This window comes from Sulfurisphaera sp., assembly GCF_059755235.1.
This window is the reverse complement of sequence record NZ_DBPRYF010000049.1, coordinates 17,276-36,120: the sequence shown is the minus strand read 5'-3', so window position 1 is coordinate 36,120 and position 18,845 is coordinate 17,276. Positions and strand designations below refer to the sequence as shown.

Genomic DNA, 18,845 nt, shown 5'->3' with positions numbered 1-18,845 from the left:
TTCATAAAAATATAACTTAGTTCAACTTATGTATAACCAAGAAATTTTCCTCGTCATTTACTATGTAATAGGATCTTTTATATTCTATTAAATAATTACGCTCATCAATTTGCTCTATTGTAGCTGATCCTTTTAACACACTGAGGTCTATAGCCTTAAAAATAACTGACTGTTGCCCATCTGCTCTTAGTTGTTCAAGTAAGTTCAACAATTGTTCCTTTTGATTCGCTCCCTTTCTTTCTCTGTTTACTTCCATGCTACTTTCATTATGTATACTGGGAAAATGATATAATTAATTATATCAACCTTTATATGACAAGCATTTAATAGCATGAAAGGTTATTGATCGTGTGTACTTAATAGCTACAAACCAAGGACTTTTTAAGCTTGATGAAAGACTAGAGAGGATAACGGAAAAATATATGGTAGAAGATGCATCTTTACCTTATGTTTGTTCACCAGAAGTAGGAGTAATCACAATGAAAGGAGAAAAAATAATTAAAGAAGGGTGTTGGAGGTTATACAAACACAATAACACAGTATATGCGTCAACAGAAGGGCCGAAAATATACGAAATAAAAGAGAAAGAGGTGAAAGAGATTGTGGATTTATCAGATTACTGGGAAAAGCTAGGATGGACTTTTCACATTAAGTCTCCTCACATAACGGATATCTGCTTTTTCCAAGACAAGTTTGTAGTAGGGGTTGAAGTAGGAAACTTACTTGTAGGGGATAAACTAAATCAGCTTGAACCCCTTACTTTTTTCGCCGATGTTCACAACCTCATGGTTAAAGACGATACATTATTTATAGCTACAGCTGAAGGCGTTTATCTAACTAAAGATTTGAAGAATTTTAAGAAAGTTGTAAGCGGTTATACTCATGCGCTAGTTGATTTAGGAGAAGTGATCGTAACACATAAGATGAGTTCCGAACCTCTTTTGACTTCTAGAGATGGAATTAAATGGGACAGAGTAAAAGTAAGACTACCTAGACCTATGTATGGTGAAACTTCAATAACGAAAGTAGATGAAAGAAAAGTTTTATATTCAACCACGAGGATTTTTGAAGTCGACTTAATCGAGGAAAAAGCTTTAGCAATTTCAGATAGGATACCATTTACTCGTAGGATAATAAAGGAAAAGGGTGAAGAGATATTAACTTGATATAAGTTTTGTCGTGATGAGAACTAAACATTGCAACTTAAACTTGCATATCCGTTTTTAGCGTTATAAAAGTTTTCTTCATATTGTGGATGAAAACAAATAAGTAGTCAAATGTATATACTATCACGTTAAACTGGTGATAACATGGGTTCAAAGAAAAGTCCAGAGGAAAAGGCAAAATCCTTGGAGAGAATTATGGTTGGGATGAAAGAGGGAGACAAAGCATTCTTCACTAGGGCAGTACCAATAGAAAGTTTATATTACTTACAAGGTGTAAGAGGGGGAATAATAATCTCTAAAGGAAATCTAACATTCTATGTTGATGTTCACAAAGAAGTTGCTTATGTATTTGAGACTAATAAAAACAAACTGTTAAGTATAAAAAGACTAAAAGTAAATGACCTTAAGATATTAGAGGAACAAATAGGACGAATTTAATATTTATAAGAAGTTATACCAAAATCCTAAGTCTCGCTTGGTCGAAAGACGCTTCACTTACTCTTAAGTCTTGGAAATATTGAAAAATTCTACACTGAATTAAGGTTTTAATTTTATTTTCAATATGGTGTACAAAATGTTTGAATAAAAAACATTTGTTTGATTTATAACAAATTAAAAAGGTGGGATCACAGAATAAGTCGTTGTAAATAACAATGAAACACTTCCATTTAATTAAAAAGCCGATAAATCTATTGAATATAGGTGGTTTTCTGCAATTATTATTATTAGTTATTGCTTGAGGGTTTTTCAGAGAATATTAACGTAGTTATCTTATGTATTATACTCCTTTTTTAACTCTTATAACATTAATAGATCTAAAACCAGCTAAGAAACGGAAAAGTAGAACTCGATGGACTAAATAGAAAAGAGAGTTGTAAGGAATGTTAATAAAATCCCTATCCGATTTGCCTCATATTTAACGTGGTTAAAGTGTGCAAAGAATACCGTTTGATGCAGTAAATTTCGTTTTCGCAAGTGCAATTCTTCAAGTAGTAAAGTTTATATTTTTAGTCTTACTAGACTATTCCCATGAGACTATATCTTAGAAGACAAGAAGAAGAGAAAATAAGGAAAATACAAAACTGGACTTTGATCTACGGGAGGAGAAAGACTGGGAAAACTACACTTGTTAAAAACAGCTTAAAATATGAGACTTATGTCTTTGTCACGGACGTAAATTCGGCAATAGAGGATGATAGAATAGTTAAGATAGATGATGCACTTAATGAGGTGAAAGAGACTTTAAGAAAAGGGGGGATAGCGGTAATTGATGAATTTCAGAGACTACCGGAAGTCTATTGGTCATTAATTTCGACGTGGGCTCCATCTGGAGTCTTAGTTGCATTGGGTTCAAGTTATGGGATAGTGAGCAAAGTCTTTGATAGGAACAGCCCATTACTGGGTCTTTTCACGCCTCTCGAAATCGGTTTGTTGCACTACGAGGATACACTCTCTCAGTTAGAAGACCCAGTTTTATCTGTTTTATTCAGAGACCCATGGATAATACCATTTATTAACAGTTATGACGAGCTAGTGGAAAGGGTAAAAGAGTTTGTCCTTATTGGAAAAGGGTTGATAGGAGAAGTGTTTAAAGAAGAGGATAAGCAACTTACTGACTTGTATTACAAAATCCTCTTATTATTAGGTGAGGGTAGATGGAGGAGTAGCGAAATTGCTGGCATAATTCAACCGAAAGGTGGAGAACCAACTATTACCTCAATGATAAACAAAATGGCGAAGATGGGTTTAGTTAAGAAGATACCTACACTCGGAAGGGAAAACTATTATAAGGTTGAATCTCCTCCTCTTTCCTTAGTCTTGTACGCAGAAAGCAAGTACATGGTGAGTGAGAGGGAGGTTAAAGTCCCAGAACTTCCAATAGGAAAAGAGGTACAGTTTACTGTCGGAGAAATGTTAGCCAGGTATTTTGGTGGAGAGCAATATTACTCACCTAAAGAAGACATTGACGTTGTTATCGTTAAGAGGAAAAAGCCGATATGGGCTTTCGAAGTTAAGATTGGAGAGATTACTAAAAGCGAAATGATAGAAGGGATGAAAAGGATGAGTAAAATTGCTGAAAAAGTTGGTTTTGTTAGCTTAAAGGAGAAGCCAGAGGAGATTGGGGACTTAAGCTTAGGACCTAAAGAGTTAGTAAAAATTGCTAAAGAGCTGAGCAAAATTTAGAAATTATCTTTAATGATTGCTTTTTCCTACTTAATTTATCTAAATATCTTCCATTTAAGCCTAAAAAATTTTAGAATCTGAAATTATTAAAATAGTTAGCAATGGAATTAGTAACTTCAATTAACGGTTGTGAGATAAGTAGCAGAAACGGGAAATAACACAAAGACAAGTGCGCTCATTGGACCTCAACAGTCTTAAGTATTTTTAGGTTTAGAAGCGGCACTCTTTACTTTATTTAAGAACATTCTAGTGTTAACCCAACCAAATACCCATAAAGTGTTAATTGCAACGGCAATTATTACGTAGACCCATACTAAAGGCTGAAGTCCAGTTAAGTGGTAAAGTTCAATAGTAGATGTAGCAAACAAACCTAATGGAAAGCCGTAAGCCCATACTCCAATTGACCCCTTAGGTGGATGCATAAACAAGAGTGTTAGCGTTACTAGAAAGTTCCATACTTCAAAACCCCACAATATCACTGATAATGGTTTAACAAATGAGATAGAAACTAGCATTTCATCAATTTTTCCCATCTCTGCAATCCCAACTAAGTTAATTATTATTAAGCTTGATATACCAACAAGGAGCATAGTTGTTGGAAATGCCTCAGGCATCTTTGTAGTTACGTGGGATGCAAACGCTAATGAACCTATAAGTATAAAGAGGAAGAAGAATATTCCAAGACTCATCAAGGTTAGAAAATACATAGTTTCAGCCATTATCCCTCCATAAAATCTCATTAAAGGTAAAGCGAGAAAAACGCTAGTCCCAATTGCAAGTGGAGGAATTGTGATTGCATAACTTATTTCACGAGGCTGAATCTCCTTTGTGTAAAGCCTATAACCTAGAACGACACCTAGAGATAGGGAAAGGAAGTACTCAAAGAAATAATTAATAGCTGACAGTGAAGCGGAAGTAGATGATATGCCGAAGAAATTCAGCAGTTGCGCGTTGCTTACAAACATTATTATCGGAATTAAAGAGACGAAGCTAAACCTTGTTAGAGAATTCCAATGAGTTCCGTCTCTTATTTTTATAAGTCTAATTATCCAGATTACAAAGAGGACTGCAAAGATTGAAATCCCGAGAATTGAGAAAAATTCACCTGTATACCAAAAAATTATACTTTTAGAGATTTGATAAGCTAACACGTACACTTGGGCTAATGCTAGTGTAGCTACGGAAATACCGAACCACTCAGAACCAAACACCTTAAGTGAGGAGTTTTGTGACATTCCTTTTCACAGATTAACTAGATTTATTCACCTTTATAAATTTACTGGTTAGTCAATTTTCAAAGTCAAACTTACTGGTTAGAAAAGTTTATAGTGGTAAAAAACAAAACATAATATGTGAGTGGGGTTGGACAGAGAAAAGCGAAAGGAGGAGGTTAGAGACAAAATAATTGAAGCTGCTATGAAGGTTTTTGCTCAGCACGGTTATTTTAAAGCCCCAGTAGAGTCGATTGCAGAAGAAGCTGGAACCTCAAAGGGATTAGTATTCTGGTATTTCAGATCAAAAGAGGAATTAATGATTGAAGTTGCTAGGAAAGCTTTACCTACAGATGTTATAAGTGAGTGCCTTGATGAGAAACTAGAGGGGAGGGAACTACTTACGTGTATAGGAAGTAAGTATCTAGAGAAGTATAAGGATAACGAGAAAAGACTTTTATTAGTTAATACTTTATCGCTTGCAAATATGAATGAACTTATCAGAAAAGAAATTCTGGGAATGTGTTATGAGCTTCTTAATGAAGTAGGTGAGAAGGTTTACGGTACATCTAATGTGGAAAATTTGATTAAAATGAGAATGTTTTTTGGTGGATTACTATGCTATGCAGTTAATCCACTTACTAATGTAAGAAGTGAAGAGTATTTAGAAACTCTTGTTAATACTGTATACTCGAAAGCATAGCAGTTGATCATTTTGATTAATGAATTGTATCTTTCCCTGGTTCCCTTTATCATCCTTTCTATTCTATGTCTTCGTGGTTTTCCTACGATAATAAAATAATCTAACCAAACATTATTACCTTAATAAGAAGCTATATTCTTTCTTTAGTTAATTCCTTTAACACGTTAATTCTTTCAATCCCACATGATCTTTCTAACCATTAACTATATACAAAGATTGGTATTTACTTTTTAGTTCTTTAAGGCATTTGCTATAAAAAAGGTCAGTTCTTTGGTAATAAGTAAGGATTTGTGTGTATTATAGCTAACAAATTTCTTACCCTTTCCTCCAATTCTGCCTCCTTTTCCTCTATTTCCCTCAATCTCTCCCGCATCTCCTTATTCTTCTTCTCTATTTCATCCGCTTTTCTCTCTAGCTCACTAAGTTTCTTATCGTATTCCCTCTTTATTTCATCTATTCTGTTATCAACTTCCCTCTTTATTTCCTCTACGTTATTATCAAGTTTCTTCTCTAATTCATCAATTCTGTTTACCTGGTTTAGAAGATGATTTATTAGATTTACGATTGCCAATCTTTCCTCTAACGAGAGAGACTCTCCATTCACAAACTTGTCAAGGAGAGGTTTTAGATTTCCTAGATCAATTGTCATAATATTATAGTAATTGAGGAATTATTTATGCTTTTGTCTTAACTGAAAGTATTAAATTACGCAAAGTGGTTAATCAAATCTTAACCATTAGCACATTATTAGCTTGAAAGGTGAAACTGATTAATCATTCTTTATGCTTTTCACCATTTAATTAAAATATTAGGTGTTATATTTTTATATTTAAGAAATAAGAAATTTATTCATGAGCACCGATCTTTTTAGAGACACTCACCCAGAGCTTGCGAGGATTGGGATTAAAATAAGAGATATTGATGAAAGATATAGACCTTTGATGAGGACTGGAATATCTATTGACGAGATGATATACGTAGCACGGAGATTATATCCCTTGTTAAAAGGAAGCAAGAAGATTCTTGATTTAGGATGCGGTAACGGGCTAATTACGGTTCTTCTTTACAAAATGCTTGGTAGCGAGCTAAATGCGATTGACGATTGGAGTAAAGTATCAAAAGAGGAATTAATGAGAAATATTCAACTAGATGATGCAAAAATCAAGCTTAGTGACTTTAAGGAGTCTCTAGGACTTCCATATTCTGATTCTTCATTTGACGCTGTCTACAGTGTTATGTTCCTATGGAACTTAGGAAAAGAGATAAGAAGAAAAGTAGCGAGTGAAGTCAAAAGGGTACTTGAAGACAATGGAAAATTCATAATAGTTGATACTTTCGTAATCAGAACTAAGCTCAGGAGAGAACTAGAGGACTTATTCGATCTAGCATGGTATGGTGAAGAAAATGCGTTTTCATTCTTCCTCTGGAGCAAAAATAAATAAACAGAATAAAAAGAGATTATTTTAGTAAATTAAATATATGTGCTAATAAATTCTGAATTTTACTACTGGAAGCCTCACCTTTAAAGGCGAGGATGTAAAATAAGATCTGTAGAAATCCTCAGTAAAGCATTTATCTAGAGAAATTTTGCCTGATTTATGACTTACCGTATTATGGCAAAATCTCAATTCGTAATAGGATCACAAGAGTACAAGTTTATAGAACAGACAACAATTATATCAAAAAGGAATTCTCCTTGCTTTTTCCTCCAAGTTCTCAAAGAAGAAATACAAACAGTATCAGCTCTTTGTCGTTCTTTTAAAGGTTTGGGCAAATGTAAGTCATAAAGATGTAATTGAGATAATATCCTCTAATCCCTCATTTATTGCCCTTTTATCCCTTTCAGAAATACCTCACTTTACGACAACGGAAATTTTGTAAACGGAAAACTCATTAATACGTCTTTTTCAAAATCTTGAAATTTTTCGAGGGACTGCAGTAACATAATGTTAATTGGCAGCACTGGATTTTACGTTAACTACCACCCATTACGATATGAGGCTTAACGATTTTGATAGGAAAGTTAGGAAGAATATACTAAGACTATGATATGTATTGATGACAAATTATAGATAATTGTTGCATACGCGTTTGAGAGATTCACGATTTAAAGGAGTTTAAGAAGATACTGGTGAGTATGGATATTGAAATAATTAACAGGTTCGGTATCATTATTGGTAATAAGGGGTCGGTAAGTATAAACTTGACGTATGATAAAGTCCTTTATCTCATTGCTATGAATGATTAATAGTTTTTTAAAGACAAGAAGATTAAAGCAAAGAAAAAACTACTTATTGATTACGCATCATTCCTAGCAGAAATATTAGCTCTCTTATCTTTTTCTCTCTTTCATCAAATAAGTTATTTTTCTCTTCCATATCTATTTGTTCTTTAAATATGTTTGGGTCTTCCTTTTTCCTCAGCTGTAGACTCATTCGCATTTCCTCTAAGTTTAAAATTACTTACTAAAATTTAAATCTTCCTTCAATAGTTTATATGACCATAAACTTAATACACGATACTTTAACTTTTAACTTATGAAATTTTTCGGATTAAAAAGGACAGCTTAAATCTGTAATTAACCACACCTCTATTCTCCTCCTCCAAATCCCCTCAGCATCATTTTAAGATAAATAGGAAATCGCATTATTCTTCCTTTTTTAATATTAGTGTAGTACATCTTTATTAACTAAAAAGGATTTGATGGGATTTAGTACAGGGAAGTATTATAGGAAGGATTTTAGACAAGGTTTTGCTTACCAAGGCCCTATCTATTTAATAAGAATGAGATAAAGTTGTTAGTTATAACTCAAAAAAAAAAGCTGAAATTAGGAAAAATTAGAATTGAAACCTATGTTAAAACTAAAATCCTTGAGGCACTATCACAATAAAAACTTAGCTAATCCTGTTCTTGTCACAAGAAATCTTGGTTTGTAGAATCTTAGAAGAGGAGTTCAAAAATTGAACTTATGTTCACTTTATATATTATTAGCGAAATACTAAGATGAAGGAAAAATGATATCAAATGCGCAAGTAAGCGAAATTGAACTCTATTACTTCCTCTTTTTCATAGCTTTTATTCTTTTAATGAGTGCTATAAGGACAATTAGAGGTAGAAAATATAGGCAGGTTCTGTGTTATTTCGCCCAGTCTTGTATTTTATTCTTGGTTTAGCTATTTTATCTTATGATTTCTCCTTTCTTCCCTTAATTCTCCTTGCTATAGTTGCGGGTTTTCTGGTTGGAATTAAGTATGTGGTGGTGTGACTTTTTTCTTTAGAGACGGTATATTATATTATAAAAGGTCAATACTCCTCTACGTTGTATGGTTATCATTATTTGTGACAAGGATTTCATTTGAGTTCTTTTACTTAAATAATTTTTACGGTGTACTTATTGTTGATAACCTTCTAATGTTCTCAAGTGGTCTTCTGATAGGGGAAGCTTATCACATAATCTCTAAGGCAAGGGCGATAAGTAAAACAACACCATAAAACGGAAAATTGAACATTAAAATTGCTTAGTAAATAAACTAGACGTCTCTGTAAAATCTGATTATACTTACGGATCGTTGCATAATTTAACGGCCTAATTGCTTCATCAAGACTTTGTAGAGAAAGTATAACCTATTAATGGCTCAGCTGGACAATATTTCTCGTCTTTTTTAGTTATCCACGAGTGTTTTACCAGATGATTTAAGTAATTATAAACCTCTGAGTCGCTTATTACATTCCCTTCATTAACCTCTAAAGCGTGTTTTATTGTACTCCAACTTGCACATTTGCTTATTTCCCTCATTATAACGAGATATCTATTTCTAGCTATCTCTCTTCCCTTCAAAAAATTTTCAAATTCTTTCGCGATAAGCTTCTTTGCATAATTTAATGTCTCATTTACGCTCTCTTCTAACGCTTTCCTTTGACTATAGACAAATCCAAAGTACGTTAACCATCCCGGAATACCACCAATTTTATTATAAACGTGTTCAAACTCGTTGAACTCAATCCCTAGTTCCGAAAAACCTCTTCTTAAAAATTCTGTTGCTTCCTCTTTAGAAAATGGTTTCAATTCTACTGTGTTAAAAGCCCTTCCGAAAAGAGGGCTATCGGCATCTTCAACTTTCAGAAAATCATATAGAAGGCCCATTTCTGACCCACTGAATATGAATTTCACGTTTTTCAGATTGTCATAAGCATAAGCGAATGCTGGTAAAAGATTAACTCCTCTCAGCTTAGAAAGTTCCTGTATTTCGTCCAATATAATAACAATCTTTTCATTATCTCCTATTCCTTCCTCAAGTGCGTCTAAGAGAGATGAAAAGGAAATTCTTTCTTTTCCCCAGTTAAATATAACTTCAGCTTCAGCTATTTTGACCCCTTTTATCTTTTTCAACACATCTGTAATTGAAGGGAACCTCTTTACAATTTTGTTAATTTCCTTTTGGAGTTCCAGTACAAAATCTTTGTAGGAGATGTATGGTCTCTCTTCAAACTTTCTTAAGTCGACATATATGTAAGGGTAGTTTGTCTCTTTTAAAGCAACCCTGATCAAGGACGATTTCCCCGTTCTTCTGAGACCTAGGACGAGAGTTATTGGTGTACTTAACCCCTTTACTTTTTCTATCTCCTCGTCCCTATCAAAGAAGTCCTTTCTATCATCTTTTGGAGTTGTGTCGAATAGCAACTTCTACCCCCAGAAGTAACTTCTACCCCTCAAAGTTAAAAACATTTTCTATCAAAGACGCAAATTAACTTAGAGTTGTTAAATTAAACAGATATCAAGGGGGAAAAGTTAATCACTAAAAAATGGAATACTTATTGTTAAACCTCGTATTACCAGAGTTTTATTCATAATCCTAAGTATTCTAAGGGAAAAGTTGTACTTAGACACGCCAGAACCAGTTTTTCCTTTAATTTGATCTATATTAGACCACTTTAATAATTGAATATAGAGAGACATATGCCCATCGCGAGTTTTATGAACACAAGGAAACCCTAGGGAAGTGTTTTGTCAAACCGTCTAATGAGAAATGGGTTAAGCGAATTTATAATTTAGTTTTAATTATGCAGGGAAAGTTGAAAAAATGATTTATAAGTCTAGGAAAGAGAAAGATCTCTCTACTTCATTGTGAGAATAAAGAAAAGAGTGAAACAATAGTAAAATAGCCCGTGTTATTCTTTAGCTTATGAACACCTTCTCAAGCGAATCTTATTGACTTAATTTTACTTAGTTTTTAGGAACAAGTTGATCTTAAATATAAAGAATCAAGAATATTGACCTTAATCTTAATTGTAACTCTTGATCATATTCCTTATATTCGGTTGACTTAAAGTTATCCTTTTATATTCTTTAGTCTAATTTCATATTGTGAGTGGGGAAGAGGCTTACCAAAAACTGAAGAACGACCCAGAGTTCCTTCACAAACTAGCTGAAATACTAAAACCGGAAATAGCACTCATTGTCCTTGATGAGTTCAAGAAGTTTGGCGATGAGTTGAAGAAAGTAAATGATAATTTAACAAAGCTTACTGAAAGAGTGGACTCGCTAGAGAAGAGAGTTGAAAAATTAGAAAATAGAGTTGAAAAACTTGAAAAACAACAAGAGAAAATGATTAAGCAACAAGAGAGGACTAACAAAGAGTTGAGATATTTAAGAAGGGCAATAGAAAACTTAGCAATTTCTATTGAAGAGGAGGCAATAGAGTTTTTGACTCATAAACTGAAAAAGGAGTATAACCTTAACGTTAAAGTCAGGTCGTTTGAAATAGAAAATGTAGTTCAGTTTGACATATTTGCCGAAATAGACGATAAACTTATCCTTGGAGAAGTTAAAGCTAGGGCTGGAGTTAGGGCGGTAGAGCAGTTAGAAAACGCAATTAAGAAATTGCTGAAAGCCAAACCAGAGTTTCAAAACAAAAAGATAATTCCAGTCATCTATGCAAAAAGGTATACAGAAGAACTAATCGAGACTTGTGAGAAGAAAGGAATATATCTGACTTCTGGGTTCGTTGATCTAACACCTCTTAAATTAAATTAAAGATTAGGGGTTTATCAATAGTTTTGCAACCGAAAGCCTCTGGGCGGAGTGGAAGTTCAGAAACTGTTTTGATTAGCCGTAAATAACTCCAAATATATCTCCAAATCATTTATTAATGCTACCATGTAGGGAAACTTACTATTTTAAGGGTTTATGTCATGACAGACTTTTAAAGCTTAAAATAAGCAGGTGGAAGAAAAACAATATTTTATCTCTACTAAGATTCAAGGTCTGGATAGGAGGGAAAAACAATAAATCCATCATTTCTCGTTTAGCCCTTCTAAAAGCTTTAAGTACTCTTTCACTACCTCCTTCCCCTTGTCCGTGATCTTAATAAATGTCCTAACACCGTTTATTGTGAACTTCTTTTGGGAAACCACAAACCCTTCCTCTTCTAGCACTTGTATGTGCATTGCTAATGAACTTTTCTGCAGTTTAGAATACTCTAGCAACTCAGAGAAAGACATTTCTGTGAATGTGTATAAAGCAAGGAGAATTGCAAGCCTAACGGAATTGTTTAACGCTCGGTTATTCAAGAATTGTATTAACTCCTTAATTCTGTCCTCACTCAATCTCTGACACCTCCAGAATCGATCTAAAGCCTGCATATAGCCAAGCCATCGCTATTAACATAGAAATTGAAAAGGACATTATGGGGGCGCTAAACCAGCCATTTCTGGTGCAAAAAATGGAAATGAAACCACTACCAAGAGATCATAGTATCTAGGATCTACAAGTCTGTCCGCAGAATATAAGGCCTTATATAACCAATACAATATGAAAATAATAAATAGAGATACCGCCCCTAATTTAACTATTTCATTAGTTGACAAAGGAATTATTACAAGAAATATTAGTATAGCTAGTAACATTGAGACTGGTATGATATAGCAAACTCCGTATTGTACCTTTTTCTTGCTTTCTCTAAATTTTCTATTCTATATCTTTAAACTATAAATTCCCAATTTATGTCTCTGATCATCTTATATGTGTAATATAGCGGTATTAAAAAAGCAAAAAAAGGTAAGGAATTAGCCAAGACATTTGTAACATTGAGGTTGTATAAAATTGCAGAAATTAATGTACCATAGAGGAAATAAAAACCCCATGCAAAATAATATATACCAATAGTTTTTCTAGCTTTCTTTTTTATCAAAATTTTAGCTAACTCTTCTGCGTCTTTTATTGTTTTCTCATATTCCATTTTACACCACAGTGTAAATTCTGTCAATACTTCCTAAAACTGAAAGTTTAGCACCGTTTTGCCCCTTAACTAACGAAATCTTCTTTCCTGCTGGGGTTTCGACAGTAACTAAAGCGTTATTTGTTTCACCCTCTACAACACTTGCCTCTAACAAGTCCTCTACTATGATTGGGCCGTGGAGCTTGCCGTTTAAAAGTAAATATGTACTCCAGTCCTTAAACTCTTTCAACAAATCAAGCTCGTGGGTTGTTATAAAACCTTCCTTCATATACTCCTTAATCCACTTAACTACAGTAAGTCTCCTAGCTGGGTCTAAGTTCTCAAAAGGCTCATCAAGTAACGCAATTTTTGGATGAGAAGCTAAGGCAAGAGCAGTCCTAGTTAATAAGGATTGACCTGCTGAAAGTTTGTAAAGAGGTTTATTAATAACCTGATCGTAAACGTTGACTTCTCTCAAAAAGACTTCAAATGTCTCTCTGTCTAGGTCTTTTATCTCCTCAAACAAGTAAACAATGTCCTTTACTTTACGACCGAGGCTATAAACCTCCCCGAGGTTTACAGACAAAGGTAAGTAGTTCTTGATGTTCCTCACTTCTCTTCCATCTACGTATATGTTACCCTTGTAAGGGTATAAGCCAGTAGTTGCTTTAATAAGAGTTGTCTTACCAGAACCGTTAGGGCCTAGAATAACGCTTTTTCTGTCAATTAATAAATTAGCGTTATTTAAAACAACATTGCTCTCGAAACCAACTGTGACATTTTTGTACTCTATCATATGAATAAATATCCCTTCCAAATTTATAAACCCTCGAGATAGTTCAGAAATTGAACCAGTATTATACATCTTTTTAGTTAAGGGTGAAGTTATATCTTGGAAAAGTCTTACATCGACTCAGAACTTATTACTAACAGTGCTCATGTTATAATCGCTGAAGATTTCTTAACGACAGTTCAAAAATTGAACTTTTTTCATGTTTTATATAACTCCTTAAACTATTTTTAATCATGAAAAGGCTTTTGCTTTACACAATAAAATCAATCCTAACACATCCAGGGATCATAGGTTGGGGAGTTCTCTTTGTATTATTCTGGGTCGTAGCAGGAGCTTATCTTCAGGCACCAAGCTTTATCCATCAATTACCATCTTCACTTCAGCAATTTCCATCAATTGAACATAGTATATATTTACAATATACCTCAACTTGGTATGCATCTCTAGTAATATTATCTTTAAGTTCTGTAGCCTTGGGGGTAGCATATATACTTTACTATCAAACGGGCACTCTACCATATCTAATAAGATATAGTAAGTTAACGACTACTACATATTTTACTTCATTATACTCTGGTAACTTAATAGCTTCCCTCATATTAGAACTCTTGCTTACTGTTGCTGCAACCTTAATGTTCTCTCACAAAGGTGTAGGAATTAGTATCACCCCTTCGAATATTGGAATTATAATTTTAGCTATTGTATTGGCTTCAATATTTATCATATCGTTTTCAGCATTCCTTGACTTACTTGCAATAAAGCTTCAAGCATTTAGACTTCAAAACCTTTTTAATTTCATACCATCAATATTAGGTTTTCTTGCTTTTGCAATGTTTGCTTTTACTACACTAACATCCCCTATAGCTTATTATTCTAACCCATATATGACTGCAGAGATCTTGCTTTACGACGGATTTTCTGGTAGTTTCGAATTTTACACTATTAATAATGAAGTAACTTTGCACTTATCTCTTGGTTTGTTAACATTATCAGCAATAGCATGGATAGTAATATTAAACGTCGTTAATTTCATCTTACTTAGAAAGATTAACTACACTAGCATAGAAGAAGGAAGAACGATGTAATCTCTTTTTTATGTTAGTTGTTTTGTCTATCCTTGGTTCTATTTTTGTAAAAACAAAAACTAGTTTAGACAATTTTACCTCCAAAGACTTTGCTAATTCTTGTTTATCTTATAATGTCCTCAAATGCTCTTAATCACTTTCCTCTATGACAACTTTCACTTTCTTTCTATGGATAGAAGGAAATATTAGAAGACATAAGTTTGAAAGTAAAAGTGAATCCTTTACGACCGAAATCTTTAAAGATGGAGAAAGCAGAACACTACTTCCAAGCGTTCAATATTTTAGCGAAATTGTGAACTTGATAGAGAAAAGCTTGTACTAAACGAAAATACGGTTTATAGGAGACAGCCCGTGAATGTCTTACGTTAAATATAGATATAGAAAGCATGAGAAAGGTTCCAGATTACTATGCATTTTGTGAAAACTATGAAAAATAGAAATTTATTTATCATGTGAGCAGATATGTATATGTGTTCTGGAATGTGACATGAGGAGGTAGAAGCTTAAATGAGCTCGGCATTTGATGAATATTCGGAAAAATACGATGAATGGTTTATGAAGAATGAAAAAGTCCTTCTTTCAGAAGCTCTGCTTGTAGAAAGTATGCTAAAAGATGAGAAGGGAAAGATACTTAGTGTTGGATGTGAAAGCGGGCTGTTTGAAAAGATTTTAAGGGATAAAGGGATTGTCATTGAAGATTGTGTAGAGCCCTCTGAAATGGGAAGAATAGCTGAAAAAAGAGGATTAAAAGTTAAAATAGGATATGCGGAGAACTTACCAGTTTCGGACGAGTCATACGACGTAATTCTCTTCAATGGAGTTATTCATTATTTAAAGGATAAAAGAAAAGCCTTGAATGAACTACACAGAGTTTTAAGGAATGATGGACATTTAGTTCTTTGTTGGGTTCCAGGGGAAAGTTCGTACGGTCTTCTTTACAGATTAGCGTCACTGTTAGGTTGGGAGAAGCTTTCCAATTTATCGCCAGAATATCCATATCCTCTACAGTTTGTGAAGGAAGGGTCTTGGCCCACATACGATGAGGTAAAATAGCTTTTGAAATTGTCTAATTTCGAAATTATTAAAACAATGCAAACTTTAACAAAGCACCCAAAATATTCAAACATAGATGTTGAAGTTCCCTTGTCAGGGTATGAAAAAGTGATTACGTTTGTATAAAAGCAAAGAAAAAATATGATTCACTTAAGTCCTAACATAGGAACTTCTTTTTCTTGTTTTATTTATGTTGATAAGTCTACTAACTTCTTTGGAAAAATTAAAGAATAAAAAAGAGTCTATTTCAACAAGAAATCTTGTTCCATTTAACGTCAAAGCACTGCTCTTCTATTACTACTTTGCCTTCAAGTCTTATGTCCCTAGATGAAGAACCTACTCTCATTTCATATTCTCCTCCTTCAACAATCCATGACAGGCCATTGAAGCTTGCCAAGTGTTTTACCGGTATTTCTATCGTGACACTTTCCTCTTCATTAGGCTTTAACAGCCTAGTCTTGAAGAACCCTTTTAACTCTTGAAACGATTTATTTAACTTGCCTCTGGGAGCTCTAACATAAACTTGCACAACTTCTTTACCTTCAAATTGACCAACGTTTTTCACCTTTAAACTAACCTTGATCTTATCCCCCTTCTCTTCTTTTTCTACACTCAAATCACTATACTCAAATTTTGTATAGCTAAGACCGTAACCAAACTCATATGCAGGTTCAACTTTAAACGTGTCATTGTACCTATAACCAACGTATATGTCTTCTTCATAAACCAAGTATTGAGGATTACCTTTTGGGACTCCAGGGTATGTCCTCATGGTTGGTAAATCGTAAAGGTCTTTAGGCCAAGTGAAAGGTAATTTGCCACTTACGTTGACCATCCCTAAAAGAGTATCTGCAACAGCTCTACCTGCTTCTTGACCTGGAGTCCACACAACTAGAATTGCGTCAACAAAATCTCTCCAACTAACTATCTCTATAGGACTCGGGATATTGAGAATGACAACGACTTTCTTGCCTTGTTTATGAAAAGCGTCTGAGACTTTCTTTATCAACTCTAGCTCATTGCCACTTAAATAAAAATCACCTTTAACTGCCTTTCTATCCCAGCCCTCGCTAGATATCCTTGATATTGTTATAATTGCAATGTCATCCTCTTTAGCAACTTTTTCTATTAGTGCATCTTCTAACCTGGTTTCCGCATTAGTCGAATAAGAATTTACTAGTGAATCAAGGATTTCAACAATAAACGGCAACATTAATTGAATATCTCTGCCTCTATTAACCTCATTGAATATCGACTGATAAAACTTACCTATCCCAAAATAAGGATGGCTTTTGTATATACTTTCTAATTCCTCGTTAACTTTAACACCTTTCTCCTTGAGACCGTCAGCTATTGAAACGACATATTTTGAATGTACATTACCACTGCCTAAACCACCTTTCACCGTCATGTAAGACCCTAGACCAAAGAGAGAGACCTTTGCTTCTTTAGTGATAGGGAGTGCATTCTCGTTTTTCAGAAGTACAAACCCTTCAATTGCACTCTCATAAGCAATCTTTGCATGTCCGTTTAAATCTGGGCTGTTTGAAGGCTTATATTCCTTATATGTTAAGCTTTTATATACTAATTCCAAGACCTTTTTAGCTCTTTCGTTGACACTCTTTTCATCTATTAACCCGTTCTTATAAGCTTCTACCAAACTTTGTAATATCTCATCACTCCCAGGCATGACAAGGTCTATACCAGCTTTGATCTGTTCAATTGGATTGTCACCAGCTCCCCAGTCAGTCATAACAAGACCGTCGAATCCCCACTCCTCTCTTAGAACCTTTGTTAAAAGCCATTTGTTTTGAGTAGCGTACTTACCATTAACCTTATTATAACTAGCCATAATTGCCCATGGCTTAGATTCCTCAATTGCAATTTCAAAAGCCCTTAAATATATTTCCCTCAAAGCCCTTTCAGATGCGATAATGTTAATTGTCATTCTATTCATCTCTTGTTCGTTAGCAACAAAGTGCTTGAGTGTCGCTCCAACGCCTATAAACTGAACTCCTTTAACATATGCAGATGTCATTTTTCCAGACAAGAAGGGGTCTTCCGAGAAGTATTCAAAATTTCTTCCCCCGAGTGGTATTCTTTGAATATTAAGCCCTGGAGCAAGTATAACGTCCACTCCGTAATCTTTAGCTTCTTCACTTATAGCTCTTCCAACTGTTTCAACAATATCTAAATTCCATGTAGATGCAAGTACAATAGCGTTAGGAAAGGCTGTGGCATAATAGATATTTGAGCTACCTCCTCTGAGAGGAGATATTCTTACACCGGCGGGCCCATCAGATAGTACTATAGAAGGTATATTGAGACGCTCAATGGCCCTAGTTTCCCCAGCTGCACCATTTACTCTTTTAGAGAATCCAGATCCTACAACTAGAGATAATTTTTCCTCAATTGACGCATTCGTTAAAAATTCATCAACTGTCATATTGATAAAGCGTAGAACTGTTTCGATAAAAAGTTTTCTATTTTTAGTTCTCAAAAAATCTGGTAATGTGATAAAGCTAATATAAGTATGGAGAACTTATGATATTTGAAGTTAAGATAAAGTACGCCAATAAAAAGGAATACGAGAATCTTTCTTCATTCCAAAGGAGGCGCGTTTCATCATTTTGTCAATTTCCTAAGAAAGAAAAACAGAAGTGAAGGATAATCTTCACGGAATAGGTTGAAGCCATAATCACTGAGGAAAGTGATTAAAAGTAATTAAGAAATATCACAAGATCAACAAGAGTCAGCAAAGACTTAAGGGATTTAGTTATAAAACGGCTAAAAGCAGATTTATGGAGGATCCGAATATAGGATATTTCGCAGAACTTAAAGGACTTCCTTTCATTGAATACAGTTAAAATAGAAATAACAAGTGAAAAACTTGAATAGATGTATAAATCGCTTAGTACCATGACCTAGTAAGAGTTTAATTATGCTTTTAAATTTAACATTTATAAATTAGGTCTGAAAAGTGCAAGCTTTTAATGCATCTAATTCTGGTAAATTTTAAGATCATACGGCATAATTAGAAAAAATAACCTTTTTCAAAAGTAATCTATCTAATTTCTTTTCATATATATCAATGAAGTTTAAATCTTAGGAATAGATGTTTATATCACATGAACATACCTAAACTATGGATGAAAAGTTTTAAAAATTTGTAAGTATACTTATACTTGGTGAATTGAAATGGCGTTATTGCAAATGATTCGAAGAAATGACAAAAAAGAGACTCAATCAACATCATTGTACGACCTTCCCGAAGAATACTTAAAACTAGAATATCCAGAAGAGTGGAAATCTTTAGAAAAGATGAACATTAAAGACAAAGCCTTCTTTATAGTATATTGAAAGTATTATGTTTATTCTAATAAACTCTCTTCTTATACGTATACTCAAAAATTGATATTTTTCATTAGTTAG

General features: G+C 33.9%; 20 protein-coding genes. 10 read left to right on the top strand and 10 right to left on the bottom strand.

The annotated features are described in order from the left end of the window. Positions 1-16: 16 nt before the first annotated feature. Entirely contained in the window at positions 17-256 is a 240-nt protein-coding gene (locus tag AC3OCB_RS10450; RefSeq protein ID WP_498342427.1) for a hypothetical protein, read from the bottom strand. 94 nt (positions 257-350) lie between these two features. Between AC3OCB_RS10450 and AC3OCB_RS10445 the strand changes: the two genes are divergently transcribed. The 3 genes from AC3OCB_RS10445 to AC3OCB_RS10435 all read left to right on the top strand — a co-directional run bounded on the left by AC3OCB_RS10445 (position 351) and on the right by AC3OCB_RS10435 (position 3,350). Continuing rightward, the gene (locus tag AC3OCB_RS10445; protein ID WP_498342426.1) at positions 351-1,166 is read left to right on the top strand and encodes a hypothetical protein; all 816 of its coding nucleotides are present in this window, start codon (positions 351-353) and stop codon (positions 1,164-1,166) included. Positions 1,167-1,310: 144 nt separating this feature from the next. Further along, positions 1,311-1,604 carry a hypothetical protein gene (locus AC3OCB_RS10440; protein WP_498342425.1) on the top strand — a complete coding sequence of 98 codons (294 nt, stop codon included), beginning with the start codon at positions 1,311-1,313 and terminating at the stop codon, positions 1,602-1,604. A gap of 591 nt (positions 1,605-2,195) precedes the next feature. Further along, positions 2,196-3,350, top strand: a complete 1,155-nt coding sequence (locus tag AC3OCB_RS10435) for an AAA family ATPase (protein WP_498342424.1) — start codon at positions 2,196-2,198, stop codon at positions 3,348-3,350. A gap of 194 nt (positions 3,351-3,544) precedes the next feature. Here the strand turns inward: AC3OCB_RS10435 and AC3OCB_RS10430 are convergent, their stop codons facing one another. Continuing rightward, positions 3,545-4,585, bottom strand: coding sequence for an SLAC1 family transporter (locus AC3OCB_RS10430; protein WP_498342423.1), 1,041 nt, complete (start codon positions 4,583-4,585; stop codon positions 3,545-3,547). 121 nt (positions 4,586-4,706) lie between these two features. On the opposite strand from AC3OCB_RS10430, the gene AC3OCB_RS10425 reads away from it, so the two are divergent. Continuing rightward, positions 4,707-5,264, top strand: a complete 558-nt coding sequence (locus AC3OCB_RS10425) for a TetR/AcrR family transcriptional regulator (protein WP_498342422.1) — start codon at positions 4,707-4,709, stop codon at positions 5,262-5,264. Between the two features lie 262 nt (positions 5,265-5,526). On the opposite strand, the gene AC3OCB_RS10420 is transcribed toward AC3OCB_RS10425, so the two are convergent. After that, positions 5,527-5,913 (bottom strand): hypothetical protein, encoded by a 387-nt coding sequence (locus tag AC3OCB_RS10420; RefSeq protein WP_498342421.1) that lies wholly within the window; start codon positions 5,911-5,913, stop codon positions 5,527-5,529. A gap of 202 nt (positions 5,914-6,115) precedes the next feature. On the opposite strand from AC3OCB_RS10420, the gene AC3OCB_RS10415 reads away from it, so the two are divergent. After that, entirely contained in the window at positions 6,116-6,706 is a 591-nt protein-coding gene (locus AC3OCB_RS10415; protein WP_498342420.1) for a class I SAM-dependent methyltransferase, read from the top strand. Between the two features lie 849 nt (positions 6,707-7,555). Here the strand turns inward: AC3OCB_RS10415 and AC3OCB_RS10410 are convergent. Next, positions 7,556-7,699 carry a hypothetical protein gene (locus tag AC3OCB_RS10410; RefSeq protein ID WP_498342419.1) on the bottom strand — a complete coding sequence of 48 codons (144 nt, stop codon included), beginning with the start codon at positions 7,697-7,699 and terminating at the stop codon, positions 7,556-7,558. Between the two features lie 827 nt (positions 7,700-8,526). Between AC3OCB_RS10410 and AC3OCB_RS10405 the strand changes: the two genes are divergently transcribed. Then, positions 8,527-8,757: a hypothetical protein gene (locus AC3OCB_RS10405; protein ID WP_498342418.1), complete on the top strand. Its 231-nt coding sequence runs from the start codon at positions 8,527-8,529 to the stop codon at positions 8,755-8,757. 106 nt (positions 8,758-8,863) lie between these two features. On the opposite strand, the gene AC3OCB_RS10400 is transcribed toward AC3OCB_RS10405, so the two are convergent. Beyond that, a complete protein-coding gene (locus AC3OCB_RS10400) occupies positions 8,864-9,946 on the bottom strand; it encodes an AAA family ATPase (protein ID WP_498342417.1) in 1,083 nt (360 codons plus the stop codon). Positions 9,947-10,630: 684 nt separating this feature from the next. Between AC3OCB_RS10400 and AC3OCB_RS10395 the strand changes: the two genes are divergently transcribed. Further along, positions 10,631-11,299, top strand: coding sequence for a DUF8196 domain-containing protein (locus AC3OCB_RS10395; protein WP_498342416.1), 669 nt, complete (start codon positions 10,631-10,633; stop codon positions 11,297-11,299). A 260-nt stretch (positions 11,300-11,559) separates the two neighbouring features. Here AC3OCB_RS10395 and AC3OCB_RS10390 read toward each other — a convergent pair whose 3' ends face one another. From AC3OCB_RS10390 to AC3OCB_RS10375, 4 genes are all read right to left on the bottom strand, one after another. Next, entirely contained in the window at positions 11,560-11,871 is a 312-nt protein-coding gene (locus AC3OCB_RS10390; protein ID WP_498342415.1) for a transcriptional regulator, read from the bottom strand. A gap of 78 nt (positions 11,872-11,949) precedes the next feature. Then, positions 11,950-12,171 carry a hypothetical protein gene (locus AC3OCB_RS10385; RefSeq protein WP_498342414.1) on the bottom strand — a complete coding sequence of 74 codons (222 nt, stop codon included), beginning with the start codon at positions 12,169-12,171 and terminating at the stop codon, positions 11,950-11,952. Positions 12,172-12,245: 74 nt separating this feature from the next. Further along, positions 12,246-12,503, bottom strand: a complete 258-nt coding sequence (locus AC3OCB_RS10380) for a hypothetical protein (RefSeq protein ID WP_498342413.1) — start codon at positions 12,501-12,503, stop codon at positions 12,246-12,248. A 1-nt stretch (position 12,504) separates the two neighbouring features. Next, positions 12,505-13,278, bottom strand: coding sequence for an ATP-binding cassette domain-containing protein (locus tag AC3OCB_RS10375; RefSeq protein WP_498342412.1), 774 nt, complete (start codon positions 13,276-13,278; stop codon positions 12,505-12,507). Between the two features lie 230 nt (positions 13,279-13,508). On the opposite strand from AC3OCB_RS10375, the gene AC3OCB_RS10370 reads away from it, so the two are divergent. Together AC3OCB_RS10370 and AC3OCB_RS10365 are read left to right on the top strand one after the other, a co-directional pair. Next, on the top strand, positions 13,509-14,360 hold the full coding sequence (locus tag AC3OCB_RS10370) for a hypothetical protein (RefSeq protein WP_498342411.1): 852 nt from the start codon (positions 13,509-13,511) through the stop codon (positions 14,358-14,360). Between the two features lie 507 nt (positions 14,361-14,867). Beyond that, positions 14,868-15,413, top strand: coding sequence for a class I SAM-dependent methyltransferase (locus tag AC3OCB_RS10365; protein WP_498342410.1), 546 nt, complete (start codon positions 14,868-14,870; stop codon positions 15,411-15,413). A gap of 247 nt (positions 15,414-15,660) precedes the next feature. Here the strand turns inward: AC3OCB_RS10365 and AC3OCB_RS10360 are convergent, their stop codons facing one another. Next, positions 15,661-17,859, bottom strand: a complete 2,199-nt coding sequence (locus AC3OCB_RS10360; protein WP_498342409.1) for a glycoside hydrolase family 3 N-terminal domain-containing protein — start codon at positions 17,857-17,859, stop codon at positions 15,661-15,663. Positions 17,860-18,611: 752 nt separating this feature from the next. On the opposite strand from AC3OCB_RS10360, the gene AC3OCB_RS10355 reads away from it, so the two are divergent. After that, positions 18,612-18,773 (top strand): hypothetical protein, encoded by a 162-nt coding sequence (locus AC3OCB_RS10355; protein ID WP_498342408.1) that lies wholly within the window; start codon positions 18,612-18,614, stop codon positions 18,771-18,773. Positions 18,774-18,845: the final 72 nt, after the last annotated feature.